13 protein-coding genes and 1 pseudogene are annotated in these 14,911 nt (G+C 70.7%); 3 read left to right on the top strand and 11 right to left on the bottom strand.

Annotated features, from left to right (window positions below; all coding sequences use genetic code 11):
• The first annotated feature begins 32 nt into the window (after window positions 1–32).
• Entirely contained in the window at window positions 33–851 is an 819-nt protein-coding gene (locus ACFV5H_RS01645) for a pectate lyase (RefSeq protein ID WP_385192255.1), read from the top strand.
• Window positions 852–923: 72 nt separating this feature from the next.
• On the opposite strand, the gene groL is transcribed toward ACFV5H_RS01645, so the two are convergent.
• From groL to ACFV5H_RS01625, 4 genes are all read right to left on the bottom strand, one after another.
• Entirely contained in the window at window positions 924–2,549 is a 1,626-nt protein-coding gene (gene groL / locus ACFV5H_RS01640; RefSeq protein WP_085571203.1) for a chaperonin GroEL, read from the bottom strand.
• Window positions 2,550–2,697: 148 nt separating this feature from the next.
• On the bottom strand, window positions 2,698–3,006 hold the full coding sequence (gene groES / locus ACFV5H_RS01635) for a co-chaperone GroES (RefSeq protein WP_073932713.1): 309 nt from the start codon (window positions 3,004–3,006) through the stop codon (window positions 2,698–2,700).
• Window positions 3,007–3,309: 303 nt separating this feature from the next.
• On the bottom strand, window positions 3,310–4,089 hold the full coding sequence (locus tag ACFV5H_RS01630; protein WP_385192184.1) for a polysaccharide deacetylase family protein: 780 nt from the start codon (window positions 4,087–4,089) through the stop codon (window positions 3,310–3,312).
• The gene (locus ACFV5H_RS01625; RefSeq protein WP_385192182.1) at window positions 4,086–4,970 is read right to left on the bottom strand and encodes a polysaccharide deacetylase family protein; all 885 of its coding nucleotides are present in this window, start codon (window positions 4,968–4,970) and stop codon (window positions 4,086–4,088) included. The genes ACFV5H_RS01630 and ACFV5H_RS01625 overlap by 4 nt, the downstream gene beginning before the upstream one ends.
• Window positions 4,971–5,105: 135 nt before the next feature.
• On the opposite strand from ACFV5H_RS01625, the gene ACFV5H_RS01620 reads away from it, so the two are divergent.
• A complete protein-coding gene (locus tag ACFV5H_RS01620) occupies window positions 5,106–6,293 on the top strand; it encodes a methyltransferase domain-containing protein (protein ID WP_385192180.1) in 1,188 nt (395 codons plus the stop codon).
• A gap of 15 nt (window positions 6,294–6,308) precedes the next feature.
• On the opposite strand, the gene ACFV5H_RS01615 is transcribed toward ACFV5H_RS01620, so the two are convergent.
• Window positions 6,309–7,400 carry an LCP family protein gene (locus tag ACFV5H_RS01615; RefSeq protein WP_385192253.1) on the bottom strand — a complete coding sequence of 364 codons (1,092 nt, stop codon included), beginning with the start codon at window positions 7,398–7,400 and terminating at the stop codon, window positions 6,309–6,311.
• Between the two features lie 105 nt (window positions 7,401–7,505).
• Window positions 7,506–8,558 carry a LacI family DNA-binding transcriptional regulator gene (locus ACFV5H_RS01610; protein ID WP_385192178.1) on the bottom strand — a complete coding sequence of 351 codons (1,053 nt, stop codon included), beginning with the start codon at window positions 8,556–8,558 and terminating at the stop codon, window positions 7,506–7,508.
• Between the two features lie 139 nt (window positions 8,559–8,697).
• Here ACFV5H_RS01610 and ACFV5H_RS01605 point away from each other — a divergent pair, with 139 nt between their 5' ends.
• Entirely contained in the window at window positions 8,698–11,016 is a 2,319-nt protein-coding gene (locus ACFV5H_RS01605) for a glycoside hydrolase family 3 N-terminal domain-containing protein (RefSeq protein ID WP_385192175.1), read from the top strand.
• A gap of 9 nt (window positions 11,017–11,025) precedes the next feature.
• Here the strand turns inward: ACFV5H_RS01605 and ACFV5H_RS01600 are convergent, their stop codons facing one another.
• The 5 genes and pseudogenes from ACFV5H_RS01600 to ACFV5H_RS01580 all read right to left on the bottom strand — a co-directional run bounded on the left by ACFV5H_RS01600 (window position 11,026) and on the right by ACFV5H_RS01580 (window position 14,890).
• On the bottom strand, window positions 11,026–11,289 hold the full coding sequence (locus tag ACFV5H_RS01600; protein WP_385192173.1) for a hypothetical protein: 264 nt from the start codon (window positions 11,287–11,289) through the stop codon (window positions 11,026–11,028).
• Window positions 11,286–11,582: pseudogene (locus tag ACFV5H_RS01595) on the bottom strand (tRNA (adenosine(37)-N6)-threonylcarbamoyltransferase complex transferase subunit TsaD); the annotation flags it as partial. The gene ACFV5H_RS01600 and the pseudogene ACFV5H_RS01595, both read right to left, overlap by 4 nt.
• A 19-nt stretch (window positions 11,583–11,601) precedes the next feature.
• Entirely contained in the window at window positions 11,602–13,773 is a 2,172-nt protein-coding gene (locus tag ACFV5H_RS01590; RefSeq protein WP_385192171.1) for a DUF262 domain-containing protein, read from the bottom strand.
• Between the two features lie 63 nt (window positions 13,774–13,836).
• Window positions 13,837–14,028: a hypothetical protein gene (locus ACFV5H_RS01585; protein ID WP_103543427.1), complete on the bottom strand. Its 192-nt coding sequence runs from the start codon at window positions 14,026–14,028 to the stop codon at window positions 13,837–13,839.
• Window positions 14,029–14,038: 10 nt separating this feature from the next.
• Window positions 14,039–14,890 (bottom strand): helix-turn-helix domain-containing protein, encoded by an 852-nt coding sequence (locus ACFV5H_RS01580; RefSeq protein WP_385192169.1) that lies wholly within the window; start codon window positions 14,888–14,890, stop codon window positions 14,039–14,041.
• Window positions 14,891–14,911: the final 21 nt, after the last annotated feature.

Here is a 14,911-nt window from a genome sequence, read left to right as displayed (position 1 = left end):
AGGCCGCCGGAAAGACCTGGACCCTGCGGGAGGTGAACGGCCCGACGCCTCCGGCGGCGACTCCGACCGCGGCTCCGACGGCGAGCACTCCCGCCTCTCCCTCCACGCCCGCCTCTCCCTCCGCGCCCGCGGACGACGAGCCGGCCGGTGACGCCGAATTCGCCTCCTGGCCCACCGCCACCGGCGAGCAGGCCGTCTCCTCGACCATCGAGGTGAAGGGCGTCTACGACGGTTCCCTGAAGCGCTTCCACGGCTCGGGCGACCTCGGCGGCAGCGGCCAGGACGAGGGCCAGGACCCGATGTTCAAGCTCGCCGACGGCGCGACGCTGAAGAACGTGATCCTGGGTTCGCCCGCCGCCGACGGAGTGCACTGCTCGGGCAGCTGCACCCTGGTCAACGTGTGGTGGGAGGACGTCGGCGAGGACGCCGCCAGCTTCAAGGGCAAGTCCGCCTCGGCGGCCTACGTCGTCGACGGCGGCGGTGCCCGCAAGGCCGACGACAAGGTCTTCCAGCACAACGGCGCCGGCACCCTGACCGTCAAGAACTTCCAGGTGTCCGACTTCGGCAAGCTCTACCGCTCCTGCGGCAACTGCGGGACCCAGTACGAGCGCCACGTCGTGATCGACAACGTCCTGGTCACGAGCCCCGGCAAGGTCATCGCCGGTGTCAACGCCAACTACGGTGACACCGCGACCCTCTCCGACGTGACGATCGTCGGTGACAGCAAGAAGAAGATCATCGTCTGCGAGCGGTTCAAGGGCAACGACAGCGGCGACGAGCCGACCGCGCTCGGCAGCGGTCCCGACGGCACGTCGTGCGTCTACGAGACCTCCGAGGTCACGTACCAGTAGGGCACGGGGCGAGGGCCCGGCACCGCCGAACTGCGGCGGTACCGGGCCCTCGTGGCGCTGTGAGCGGGTCGCTCAGTGGGCGTGGCCGTGGCCGTGGCCCGCGGCGGCCGGCTCTTCCTCTTCCTTCTTCTCGACGACCAGGGTCTCGGTCGTCAGGAGGAGGGAGGCGATGGAGGCGGCGTTCTCCAGGGCGGAGCGGGTCACCTTGACCGGGTCGATGACGCCGGCCTTGACCAGGTCGCCGTACTCGCCGGTGGCGGCGTTGTAGCCGCTGCCCTTCTCGAGCTCGGCGACCTTGGAGACGATGACGTAGCCCTCGAGGCCGGCGTTCTCGGCGATCCAGCGCAGCGGCTCGACGGCGGCCTTGCGGACCACGGAGACACCGGTGGCCTCGTCGCCGGTCTTGTCGAGGTTGCCCTCGAGGACCTTGACGGCGTGGACCAGCGCGGAGCCACCACCGGAGACGATGCCCTCCTCGACCGCGGCGCGGGTCGCGGAGATGGCGTCCTCCAGACGGTGCTTCTTCTCCTTCAGCTCCACCTCGGTGGCGGCGCCGACCTTGATGACGCACACGCCGCCGGCCAGCTTCGCGAGGCGCTCCTGGAGCTTCTCGCGGTCCCAGTCGGAGTCGGTGGTCTCGATCTCGGCCTTGATCTGGCCGACGCGACCGGTCACGTCCTCCTTGTTGCCGCCGCCGTCGACGATCGTGGTGTCGTCCTTGGTGACGGTGACGCGGCGGGCGGAGCCCAGCACGTCCAGGCCGACCTGGTCGAGCTTGAGGCCGACCTCCTCGGAGACGACCGTGGCGCCGGTGAGGACGGCCATGTCCTGCAACATCGCCTTGCGACGGTCGCCGAAGCCCGGGGCCTTGACGGCGACCGCGTTGAACGTGCCGCGGATCTTGTTGACGACCAGGGTCGACAGGGCCTCGCCCTCGACGTCCTCGGCGATGATCAGCAGCGGCTTGGAGGCGTTGGCCTGGATGACCTTCTCCAGCAGCGGCAGCAGCTCCGCGATGGAGGCGATCTTGCCCTGGGTGATCAGGATGTACGGGTCGTCGAGGACGGCCTCCATGCGCTCCTGGTCCGTCACGAAGTACGGCGACAGGTAGCCCTTGTCGAAGGCCATGCCCTCGGTGAAGTCCAGCTCCAGACCGAAGGTGTTGGACTCCTCGACGGTGATGACACCGTCCTTGCCGACCTTGTCCATCGCCTCGGCGATGAGCTCGCCGACCTGCTGGTCCTGGGCGGACAGCGCGGCGACGGCGGCGATGTCGGACTTCTCGTCGATCGGGCGGGCCGAGGCGAGCAGGTCCTCGGAGACCGCGGCGACGGCGGCGTCGATGCCCTTCTTCAGCAGCGCCGGGGAGGCGCCGGCGGCGACGTTCTTCAGGCCCTCGCGGACCAGCGCCTGGGCCAGCACGGTGGCGGTGGTGGTGCCGTCACCCGCGATGTCGTTGGTCTTGGTCGCCACCTCCTTCACCAGCTGCGCGCCGAGGTTCTCGTACGGGTCCTCGATCTCGACCTCGCGGGCGATCGTGACACCGTCGTTGGTGATGGTGGGGGCGCCGAACTTCTTGTCGATGACGACGTTGCGGCCCTTGGGGCCGATCGTCACCTTCACCGTGTCGGCAAGCTTGTTGACGCCGCGCTCGAGGGCGCGACGGGCGTCCTCGTCGAACTTCAGGATCTTCGCCATGGCAGCGGGAGCCCTCTCGGAAATCTGGGTGAAATCACTGCGCCCCGGGCGCCCGGTCCTTGTCGGATGCTGGGGCCAGGGGCGCAGTGGTTCGAGCAAAAGTGCTTGCTACGAGGTCGGGTGGTCCGGGGTGACCCCCGGATCTCCCTTACTTCTCGACGATCGCGAGGACGTCGCGGGCCGAGAGGACGAGGTACTCCTCGCCGTTGTACTTGACCTCGGTGCCGCCGTACTTGCTGTACAGAACGACGTCGCCGACCTTCACGTCGAGCTCGACGCGCTTGCCGTCCTCGATGCGGCCCGGACCGATGGCCAGGACGACGCCCTCCTGGGGCTTCTCCTTGGCGGTGTCCGGAATGACCAGGCCCGAAGCCGTGGTCTGCTCGGCGTCGAGCGGCTGGACCACGATGCGGTCCTCGAGCGGCTTGATGGCAACCTTGGAGCTGGCGGTCGTCACGATCCGACCTCCCCCTTCGGAGATCTCACGGGGTTAACTGTCTGAGGTGGCGACCAGGTGGATCCGTCGTCGCGGGTGCCGGACCTGCCCGTCGCGTGTGTTGGCACTCTCCAGGGGGGAGTGCCAGACCTGAGACTATGACTGCGGTTAGCACTCGGTCAAGCGGAGTGCCAATTGCCTGCGGCGCGTCGCGGGGATGGGTGCCTTTTCGGCACGGGGTCGTGCAGTCGGCGGTGTTGCGGTGACCGTCACCGGGGGCTGCCGCCCCCAGGCCCCCGCTTCGGCCCTGAACGGGCCTCGTCCTCAATCGCCGGACGGGCTGAGAGATGAGCGGCGCTCGCCAGGAACCGTCGGTGGGCTGATTCGGGCGGTGTAGTCCTCCAGCCTGCCCACCCTCAGGCCCCGCTCCTCCAACTCCCCCAGCAGCCGTGTCGTCCGTTCCGTCAGCGACAGTGTCGGGGCCTCGCCCGACGGTACGGCGATGATGTCGCCGGGGGTCAGGTGGTGGGGGCCGTCGGTGTAGGTGAGGTGGCCGTCGGGTTCCAGGGTGGCCCGCCACAGGACCACCGTCCGGATGCCGCAGTCGGCGGCGGCTCGCAGGGTGGTGGTGTCGTACGTGCCGTAGGGCGGGCGGAAGAGGCGGGGGCGGACGCCGAAGCGGGACGTGAGTTTGTGCTGCTGGCCGCAGATCTCGGCGCGCTGGCCGGCGTACGGCAGACCGCGCAGGGCCGGATGGTCGAGGGTGTGGTTCTGCAGGCTCGCGCCGACCGCGCGCAGGCGGGCGAAGTGCGCGTACCCGGGGCCGGCCACCGTGTCCGTGAGGAACAGGCTGACGGGGAGCCGGTGCTCGCGCACCAGGTCGATGAAGCGGGGGTCGCGTTCGGCACCGTCGTCGTAGGTGAGGAAGACGACCCTGTCGCGGGTGGGGACGTGGTCGACGACGGGCGGGAGCGCACCGGCCTCCGGCGCCGGGCCGGCTCCGGGGGACCGGCGGCCCGTACCGTCCTCCGCTCTCTCCCCCGTACCGCATCCGGCGATCACGGCCAGCAGGGCGACGGTGCCCGCCAGGAGACGGACCCTCACAGGTAGTCCTCCAGGCGGGCCACCGCGTACCCCTCCGCCGTGGCCTTGTCCAGGAAGCGGCGGATCATGTCCGGCATCGTGCCCTTCCAGTCCTTACGGCCCCGGAAGTGGGTGAGGACGATGTCGCCGGGGTGCAGGTCGCGGTCCCACTCGCGGTACTCCCAGTGGTCGACGAAGACCTCCTCGTTCCAGAGGGGGACGTGGGTGATCCCGCAGGCCTTCGCGGCGCGCAGGGTGGCCTTGTCGTAGTTGCCGTAGGGCGGGCGGAAGAGGACGGGGCGCTCGCCGTAGCGCTCCTCGACGACCTTCTGCATGCCGCAGATCTCGCGCTTCTGGCGGGCGTAGGACAGGGCCGGCAGGTAGGGGTGGTGGAGGGTGTGGTTGTGCAGGGCGACTCCCCGGTCCCGCATCTCCTTGAAGTAGCCGTAGTCCTCCTTGACGAGGTAGTCGCTGAGGAAGGCGCTGTACGGGATCCTCAGTTCGCTCATCATCCGCAGGAACGCCGGGTCCTTCTCGGCGCCGTCGTCGATGGTGAGGAAGAGGATCCTCTCGTCGGTGGGGACGGTGGTGAAGACCGGGGGGAGTTCCAGGCGGCGGTGGCCGTCGACCTCGAAGCCGTCGCGGGTGGTGATCCTCGGTTTCCTCGCCGGGGGCGGCGGGGCGGTCAGGGGCACCTTCTTCAGTCCCCAGCGTTTCGCGGCGGCGACCTTCGCGGTGTGCGCCGCGCGCAGTCGGGTGGCGTAGGCGTCGAGCGCGCGGGCCGGGGGTGCCTTCAGGGGCTGCTGGCCGCCCGCCGGTTCGACCCGGGCGTCACCGTCGCCGCCCGGTCCGCAGCCCGAGGCGATGGAGGCGAGAGCGAGTACCGCGAGGCCGATCCGCACACCACCGAACGGCCACCTTTTATCGTTTTGTCCTACTGCTCGCATGGTGCCGGATCCTCGCAGTCCGCCACCGGGAACCCGGCCCGACACCGCGGCCGGAGGCATACGGTCCACCGACTGGCCCACAATGACCCGGTGAACGACCTCGCTCCCCTCCTCACCCCCGAAGGCCGCGCCCTCCTCGACGAGGTGCGCGACACCGATCCGGCGCACGAACTCGCCGTCGCGACCCGGCTGCGCCGCGAGCACCCCGCCGAGCTGGTGTCGGCGGCGCTGGGCCAGGCGCGGCTGCGGCAGCGCGCGGTGGCCAAGTTCGGGGCGGAGGACGCGCGGCGGATGTTCTTCACGCCCGACGGGGTGGAGCAGTCGACGCGGGCGAGTGTGGCGGCGTACCGGGCCGAGTGCCTCCGGGCGCTCGGGGTGCGGTCCGTCGCCGACCTGTGCTGTGGGATCGGCGGCGACGCGATCGCGTTCGCCCGTGCCGGGATCCGGGTGCTGGCCGTCGACCGGTCCCCGCTGACCTGCGAGGCGGCCCGCGCCAACGCCGACGCGCTCGGTCTCGCCGGCCTGATCGAGGTGCGCGAGGCCGACGTGACGGAGGTGGACACGGCCGGGTACGACGCCGTGTTCGTCGACCCGGCCCGGCGTTCCTCCAGACGCGGCCGGATCTTCGACCCGGAGGCCTACTCCCCTCCCCTGTCCTGGGCCGTGTCCGCCGCGCTCGGGGCACCGCTCGGCCTGCTGAAGATCGCGCCCGGCGTTCCGCACGAGGCGATCCCCCCGGAGGCGACGGCCGAGTGGGTCTCGGACGGCGGGGACGTCAAGGAGGCCATGCTGTGGTTCGGCCCGGACGTGACGCCGGGGGCGCGGCGGGCGACACTGCTGCCCGCCGTCGCCGGCATCTACGTGACACCCGGGACCATGCTCCCGGACCCCGGGGTCCGGCCGGTCGGGCGGTACCTGTACGAGCCGGACGGCGCCGTCATCCGCGCCCACCTGGTCGCCGAGGTGGCCGAGGAGGTGGAGGGCGGGCTGATCGACCCGACCATCGCCTACGTCACCTCCGACGAAGCGCACCGCACGCCGTACGCCACCGCCTACGAGATCACCGATCGGCTCCCGTTCAACGTCAAGAAGCTGAAGGCGCTGCTGCGCGAGCGGCGGGTCGGTGTCCTGACCGTCAAGAAGCGCGGCTCGGCGGTGGAACCGGAGGAGCTGCGCCGCAAGGTCCTGCCCAAGCCGCACGGCCCCGGGTCCGTCACGGTCTTCCTGACCCGCGTCGCCGGCGCCCCGACGATGCTGCTGGGGCACCCGGTGCGGTGAGGTCCGCCGGGACGTTCACCTCAGGGACGCCCACAGCTCCCCCGCCTCCGGCTCGTCCGCGATCACGCGGTTACGGTCCCAGGGGGCCGGGACGACCGGCATGGTGAGGGTCGTGACGTCGTCGGACGGGAGGTCCCGCAGGCTCTGGGCGAGGCGGGTGAGTTCGCCGAGCGAGTCCAGGCCGGTGTCGGTGGTGAGGCTGTCGGTGACGGTGTCGGCGAGCCGGTACAGCCGGGTGGGGCCGGCCAGCAGGTCCTCGTCCGCGACCTGCTCCAGCAGCGCCTTCACCAGCTGGTGCTGGAGCCCTATGCGGCCGAGGTCGCTGCCGTCGCCGATGTCGTACCGGGTGCGGGCCAGGGCGAGGGCGTCCGTGCCGTCGAGGTGGTGGGTACCGGCGTCCAGGGTGAGGTGGCTGCGGTCGTCGTCGATGTCCTCCTCGGTGGTGACGGTGACCCCGCCGAGCGCGTCGACCAGGCGGGCGAAGCCGGCGAAGTCGATCTCGACGTAGTGGTCCATGCGGACGTCCGTGAGCGACTCGACGGTCTTCACGGCGCACACCGGCCCGCCCACCTCGTACGCGGTGTTGAACATCACCCCGGAGGCCGCACGGGTCGATTCCCCGTCCTGAAGCGGGCAGGAGGGCCGGTCGACGAGGGTGTCGCGGGGGATGCTGACCACCGTCGCGGCGGTCCGGCCGGCGTCGAGGTGGACGACCATGGCGGTGTCGGAGCGGGCGCCGCCGCTGTCGCCGCCGCCGAGCGCCTGGTTCTCCTCGCCGCTGCGCGAGTCGGAGCCGAGCACGAGGATGTTCAGGGACTCGGTCGGCAGGGGCGTGGCCGTGGCGGACGCGTCCGGGGACGGTGTGGTCACGGCCTTGGCGGGGCGGTCGTCGCCCAGGGCGCTGTCGATGTCGACGCTGTCGATGTTGCCGTTGAGCTGCCAGTACGCCCAGCCGGCCGCTCCGGCGCCCAGGACCAGCAGGCCGGCCAGCGTCAGCCCCGTGATCCTCAGTGCTTTCGCCCGCCGGCCCGTCCGTATGTCCGGACCCCCGGCCTCGTCCCCGTCGTTCCCGGCCCCGCCGCTCTTCTCATGTCCCCTCACGGACAGGAACGTAAGTCCGAATTATGACGAGCAGCTACTCCCGGAGAGCTTTCTTGTGAAATTCTCAGACTTCCGGCATGTCGCCCGGCGGTCCGAAACTTTCGGACCGGCTCACGCCCCCGTTGGCGGCGCCGTACTGCTCCGCACCACCAGGCTCGTCGCCAGCTCCACCCGGGTCGCCGCCGCCGAGTCCTCGTCCCTGCCCAGATCGAGGACCAGCCTGGCCGCCGCCTCGGCCATCTCCGTCAGCGGCTGCCGTACGGTCGTCAGCGGCGGCCCCACCCAGCGGGCCACCGGCAGATCGTCGAACCCGACCACGCTCAGGTCCTCCGGGATCCGCAGCCCCAGCTCCCGCGCGGCCTCGTACAGCCCGAGGGCCTGGAGGTCGTTGCCGGCGAAGACCGCGGTGGGCCGGTCCTCGCGGCGCAGCAGGGCGAGACCCTGCCGGTAGCCGGCCTCGTGGTGGAAGTCCCCTGTCATGATCAGCTGGGGGTCGACCGGCAGCCCGGCGGTCTCCAGGGCGGCCCGGTAGCCGTCGACGCGGGCGCGACTGCACATCATCTGCGTGGGCCCGCTGATCGCGCCGATCCGGGTGTGGCCCAGGTCCACCAGGTGCCGGGTCGCGGCGAGCCCGCCCTGCCAGTTGGTCGCGCCGATGGAGGGCACGTCGGTGCCCGGGTCGCCGGCCGGGTCCATCACCACGAACGGGATGGAACGGCTGGTCAGCAGGGCCCGCCCGGACTCGTCGAGGCCGGACAGCACGAGGATGACGCCGTGCGGGCGGCGCGCGGCGACCTGGTCGGCCCAGGTGCGTCCGGGCGTGAGCCGGCCCGCGCTCTCGGAGAGGACGACGCTCAGGCCCTCGTCCCGGGCCACGTTCTCCACGCCCCGGATGACCTCCATCGCCCAGGCGCTCTCCAGTTCGTGGAAGACCAGGTCGATCAGGGGCGAGCGGGTGGACTCGGCGCGGCGGCGCCGGTAGCCGTGGGCACGCAGCAGCCCTTCGACCCGGCTCCGGGTGGCGGGGGCGACGTCGGCACGACCGTTGAGGACCTTCGAAACAGTCGGGGCGGAGACGCCGGCCTCGCGGGCGATCTCGGCGAGGGTCGCCGTCCGGGCTCTGCGCCCTTGCGTCCGGGTTTCAGCGGGCTGCGGGGAAGTCATGGCCGCGATCGTAACCCTGCGGGCCCTCTTGACGAAGACTTCCGGGGGCCATAGGTTCCCGGAACATTCGAACCGAAAATCGAAACATTCGTCGAGAATCGTATGTGTGAGGGCCGTCCGTCCACCCGACAGGAGCTCCATGACCACCGCGCCCTGGCGTGACCCCGCCCTACCCGCCGCCGCCCGCGTCGACGACCTGCTCTCCCGGATGACCCTGGAGGAGAAGACCGCCCAGCTGTACGGCGTGTGGGTGGGCGCCGACACCGGCGGCGGGGGCGTCGCCCCGCACCAGCACGACATGACCGCCGACCACGACTGGGACGAGCTGATCACCCTCGGCCTCGGTCAGCTCACCCGCTCCTACGGCACCGCCCCCGTCGACCCCGGCCTCGGCGCGCAAGCACTGGCCCGCGCCCAGCGGCAGATCGCCGCGGCCGGCCGCTTCGGCATCCCGGCGGTCGCGCACGAGGAGTGCCTGGCCGGATTCACCGCCTGGCAGGCCACCGCCTACCCCGTCCCGCTGGCCTGGGGCGCGAGCTTCGACCCCGGGCTGGTCGAGGACATGGCCCGCCGCATCGGCCACGACCTGCGCGCGGCGGGCGTCCACCAGGGACTCGCGCCCGTCCTGGACGTCGCACGGGATCTGCGCTGGGGCCGGGTGGAGGAGACCATCGGGGAGGACCCGTACCTGGTCGGCACGGTCGGCGCCGCCTACGTACGCGGGCTGGAGTCCGCCGGGGTCGTCGCCACGCTCAAGCACTTCGCCGGGTACGCCGCCTCCGCCGGGGCGCGCAACCTCGCGCCGGTGCGGGCCGGGACGCGGGAGTTCGCGGACATCACCCTGCCGCCGTTCGAGATGGCGCTGCGCGAGGGCGGGGCGCGCTCGGTGATGGCCGCGTACACCGAGACCGACGGCGTGCCCTCGTCGGCCGATCCGGCGCTGCTCACCCGACTCCTGCGCGACGAATGGGGTTTCACCGGCACGGTCGTCTCCGACTACTTCGGCGTCGGCTTCCTGGAGAGCCTGCACCGGGTGGCGGGCACCCCGGCGGAGGCCGCGCACGCGGCGCTGCTGGCCGGCATCGACGTCGAACTGCCCACGCCCAAGTGCTACGGCAGCCCCCTGTCGGCGGCCGTCCGGGCCGGCGAGGTCCCGGAGGAACTGGTCGACCGCGCGGCCCGCCGGGTGCTGCTCCAGAAGTGCGAACTGGGCCTCCTCGACGAGGACTGGACCCCGGAGCCGGCCGGTCCGGTCGACCTCGACTCCACCGGGAACCGCGCCCTGGCCCGCCGCCTGGCCGAGGAGTCCGTGGTCCTCCTCGACAACCCCGACGGCCTGCTCCCCCTCTCCCCCGACACCCGGATCGCGGTCGTCGGCCCCCGCGCGGCCGACGCCCTCGCCATGCTGGGCTGCTACGCCTTCCCGTCCCACGTCCTCCCCCACCACCCCGGCGTCCCGACGGGCATCGGGATCCCGACCGTGCTGGAGTCGCTGCGCGCCGAACTCCCCGACGCCAAGGTGACGTTCGCGCCGGGCTGCGACACCTCCGAGCCGGACACGGCGGGCTTCGCGGAGGCGGTCGCGCGGACGGCGGAGGCGGACGTGTGCGTGGCGGTGCTCGGCGACCGGGCGGGCCTGTTCGGCCGCGGCACGTCCGGCGAGGGCTGCGACGCGACGGACCTGAACCTGCCCGGCGTCCAGGCGGAGCTGCTGAACGCGCTCGTCGCGACCGGCGTACCGGTCGTCCTGGTACTGCTCACCGGCCGCCCGTACGCGCTCGGCCGCTGGCACGGCCGCCTGGGCGCCGTCGTCCAGGCCTTCTTCCCGGGGGAGGAGGGCGGCCCGGCGGTGGCGGGAGCGCTGTCGGGCCGCGTCAACCCGTCCGGCCGCCTCCCGGTGAGCGTCCCGCGCCTGCCCGGCGGCCAGCCCTGGACCTACCTCCAGCCGCCGCTCGGTCTCGCGGGCGAGGTCAGCAACCTCGACCCGACCCCGCTGTACCCCTTCGGCCACGGCGGCTCGTACACGACGTTCGCGTGGTCCCCCGACGTCCGGGACGAGAACGCGGAGATCGGCACGGACGGCTCGTACGACGTCTCGCTGACCGTCCGCAACACCGGTGACCGGTCCGGCGCCGAGGTCGTCCAGCTCTACCTGCACGACCCGGTGGCGTCGGTGACCCGCCCGGACGTCCGCCTGACCGGCTACCGGCGGGTCGAGCTGGCGCCGGGCGAGGCGTCCCGGGTGACGTTCCGCTTCCACACGGACCTGTCGGCGTTCACCGACCGTTCCGGGCGCCGGGTGGTCGAACCGGGCGCGCTGGAGCTGCGGTTGGCGGCCTCCAGCACGGACGTCCGCCACACGGCCCGGCTGCGCCTCACGGGCCCGGTGCGCGAGGTCGGCCCGGACCGGCGGCTGCGGTGCGGGACGGAGGTGGAGCCGGCGGGCACCGGGGCGTGAGGCGCCGGGTCAGACGCTCCCGAGCGACTCGAACCGCCACCGGTGCACCGGACGGGTGACCAGGTCCCCGTCCGGCTCGGGAAGTTCGGGGAGGTCGGCGTCGTACGGGGCGTCCCACCAGGTGATGACCAGGACGCGGTCCTGCGGGGCGCGGAGGGTCTCCCGGCGCAGGGGCCGCTCGGGCAGCTCCCGCGCCCGCTCCTGTGCCCAGGCCAGCAGTTCGGCGCCCCGGCCGGGCAGTGCCCGGGCCTCCCACATCAGTACGACCGTCATGAGTACAGGTTGTCCTTGGCGGTCTCGTGCACGTGGTCGTGCGGGTGCGAGGTGCCCGGCACGTGCGGGTCCGTCACCGGGAGGGAGGAGTCGGCCGACAGGTCCCAGTCGGAGGCGGGGCGGTTGCGGGCGACCATCTCCGCGCCCAGCGCCGCGACCATCGCGCCGTTGTCCGTGCACAGCTTGGGGCGCGGTACGCGCAGCCGGATCCCGGCCGCCTCGCAGCGCTCCTGGGCCAGGGCCCGCAGCCGGGAGTTGGCGGCCACGCCGCCGCCGATCATCAGGTGGTCGACCAAGGGCATGCGCCGGTCGTCAGACGAGCCCTTTCTCCAGCGCCTCACGCCTGACCTCGACGAGCCGTGGCTCTCGGTCGTCGAGCCTGGCACGCCAGAAGTTCCATCCGGGGCACGCCTTCGTCTGGAGGACGAATTCCCCGGCTGCGGACAGGGACCCAAAGCTCTCGCCGGAGGCCACCTGGATCCGGCCGTCATCGAGTACCCGGGCGTGGAACTCTTCGTTGCGGCGCCGCCCCACGAGCTGGACTCCCCTGGGAAGGAGACCCTTGGCGATGAGATCGGTGACCGCGACGTCGTACCGTGCCCGGGTCCGTGTGCGAGAGCGGTCGGAACGCTGCGCGGGGACGACCGAAGCGCCGAAGGAGGCCGCGGGGTTCCAGATGATCTCGCACAGCCGTCGGTAGAGGTCCTGTCGCGTGCGGATCGCTGCCTTGTCGAACTTGGGGAAGGCCCGGAGTGCCCGGTCGAGCTTGTGCTGCTTCACGAACTTGTTGAAGGGGGCGTTCCGCTCCCGGTGCTTGGGGTGCAGCGCGCCGGCGAGGTGGTTCTGCCGCTGGTAGTAGTCGAGCTTCTCCTCGTACGGAAGATCCTGGTAGCTGGCGTTGTCCGACTTCTGGAGCAGCAGCAGCGCGCCGAGGCGGTTGCGGTAGGAGTCGAACTCGGCGTGAGTGGGCGTCTCGGGCTGGTAGCGGTCGAAGTGGTTGGCCCAGATGTGCTCGATCTCGAAGGGCCGTCGGCTGTCGAGGTACCTGCTCATCTCGTCGCCCCGTGCGCAGGCCGTCTCGACGTGGCCGGTGAGGCGGGCGAGGAGGTAGCGCACCTGGCGGCGGTTGTTGGAGCGTAGGCCGTAGGTGTTCATGCCGGTGAAGTCGTAGTCCAGGGCGGCGACCTCGCGGGCGAGTACCTCCCGGAGTCTGTCGACGCCGACGCCGCCGCGCAGGAGACCGACGAGCCTGACGGCCTCGCGATCGAGGTCGGTGCCCGAGGCGGGCAGGTCGTTGACGAGGCGGCGTACGAACACGAGGTCGAGGTAGTCGGCGATGAGCTTCGCCTTCGCCTTGAAGGTGGAGATGTCGTCGCCGGGACCGACCGCGGCCAGGATGGGGGCGGCTTGCATGGAGATGCCGTTGTAGGCGTTGAAGTAGACGCCGCCGAGCTCGGGAACGTAGTTGGTGGCTGCCGAAGCCAGTGCGAGGTACCTCTTGGCGTTCCCCGCCAGATCGTCGATCAGCCTGCGGTGATCCGACGAACGCGTCAGTTCCAGACGGACCGCGTTGTCCTTGACCCAGGTGTGGAAGGGACCGTTGATCTTCTCTACGTCCTCGGAGAGTTCGTCCGAGTCCTTTCCTGTACCGACCTCCGCGTACCGGCCGATCAGGTAGGTCTTGATGAACTCGCTGGGGGCGTTCACGTCGACACCGGCCAGCTCGGAGATCATCTGACGCCAGACGTTCGCAGCACCGCCCGCGTGCTCGGCGTCGACCTCGGACAGCAGGAAGCTCTTCAGCAGGTCGATCGGACCGAGTCGTACCCCTCGGTCGTTCATCGACTCGTACATCTCCCAGCCCTGTTCCGAGGTGGCCGCCCGGATGCCCACCATGCAGACGCCGTCGAGGAGCCAGTCGACGAAGTAGGGCAGCGCGTCGCCACGCAGGTCGTCCGGGAACTCCTCGCGGAAGACCCGGGACGCATCCCACAGCCTGCGCAGGGCACCGGAGGCACCTTCGGGGAGTACGTAGTCGTTGTCCTTGAAGACCTCGTCCAGGAACTGTCGGCGTTCCGGGATGTCGAGGGTGTGGACGGACTTCCCGAACTTACGGGTCTCGATGAGGCCGGCCAGCCTCGCCGCGTCGTGGTCGAGATCCTGGGCCCGCAGTAGTTCGCGGAGGTAGACCAGCATCAGGTGCAGTGTCGTGATGCGTTGCTGCCCGTCCACGAGGTAGGTGACGGACGCGTCCACGTGGTAGACGTACGGGCCCATGAAGTAGGGCTGGTATCGGGCGACGTGTTCCCGGTCGTGTTCGAGCTTCCAGTTCTCCACGAACTTCTTGCGCAGGTCTTCGATGAGGCGGCGCACGTCCGTACGTCCCCAGGTGAAGTCACGCTGGTAGCTGTCCAACTGGTAGCGGTGGCCGGTGAACACCTCCTCGATCGTCATTGCCTTGCTCTGGATCAGGTTCTCCAGCAACGCGCCCCCCGGGTTTTCGTGATCGTTCCCCACACCCAGCTTGCACCGGGCGGAACGTTGAGACTAGAGGAGGTGGTCGGCCTTGCCTGCCTTGATGTCCAGGATCAGCTGCGCGAGGGCTTCGCGGGTGTCGGTGAGGGGGTGGTCCTCCTGGCCGGCTATGGCGATGTAGGCGTTGCCTTCGGTGTCGGTGCCTAGGCGGAAGCAGTTGTTGCCTTCGCCGCAGAAGGGGGCTTCCCACTGGATGTCAGTCACGGTTACTCCCTCAGAGGTCATGCGTGAGCTGCCTGATCAGGTCACGGGAATCGGGTGTCGGTAGCGAGGCTCCGTCCATCCACTCCAAATGGCTACGGTACTTGGAGAGTTGAGCCCCGGCATGTGTGAACTCGGGCCCATGGGCCGAGTCGAGCTGCACCGTGTCGAGCTGGGGCACGGGGCCTTCCGCGTAGAGCAGGGCGTGTCCGGCTCCGGGGAAGCCGCCCACCTTGAATGGAACGATTCTCACTTCGACATTCTCGCGTTCGGATGCCTCGCACAGGTAGTCCAGTTGCCGTTGCATCGCCGTGGTACTCCCGAAGGGCATGTGCAGGGCGGCCTCATGGACATAGGCGATATAGGGCACCTTGCCGGGGATGTCGAGGATCTGTTGGCGTTCCATGCGGTGGGCCACGCGCAGTTCGATCTGGAGTCTGGTCAGCGGCGGCAGGACCGCATCGAAGACGGCTCGCGCGTATTCCTCGGTCTGCAACAGTCCTGGCACGTGGACCACTTGGGTGGTGCGGACGCGCGTGGCGTGCCACTCGAGTTCAGCGATGTCCAGCAGCCCGGCGGGCAGAGAACCTCGGTGCTGCTCCCACCAGCCGCGTTCCTTGTTGGCGGCCATCACTGTCAGCGCCTCGATGTAAGGCTCGTCTGCGCAGGCGTAGTTGCAGGCCAGCGTGCGAACGCGGTCGGCAGAGAAGGGCCGGATACCGGACTCCATGTTGGACAGCCTGGTGCGATCGACCCCCAGGAGTCCCGCGGCGTATTCGGTCGTGCGTTCGGCAGCGAGCCGCAACTTCCGCATCTCGGCGCCGAGTCGCTTCTGCCTCTCGGTCGGCGTGGTTCTGGTCGACATGGCGTCCTTTGTGAGTTGAGG

The sequence above is a fragment of the Streptomyces sp. NPDC059787 genome (assembly GCF_042732315.1).
GTDB lineage: Bacteria > Actinomycetota > Actinomycetes > Streptomycetales > Streptomycetaceae > Streptomyces > Streptomyces atrovirens.
Note: the sequence above shows the minus strand (reverse complement) of the source record. Positions and strands in the feature narration are given on the sequence as shown.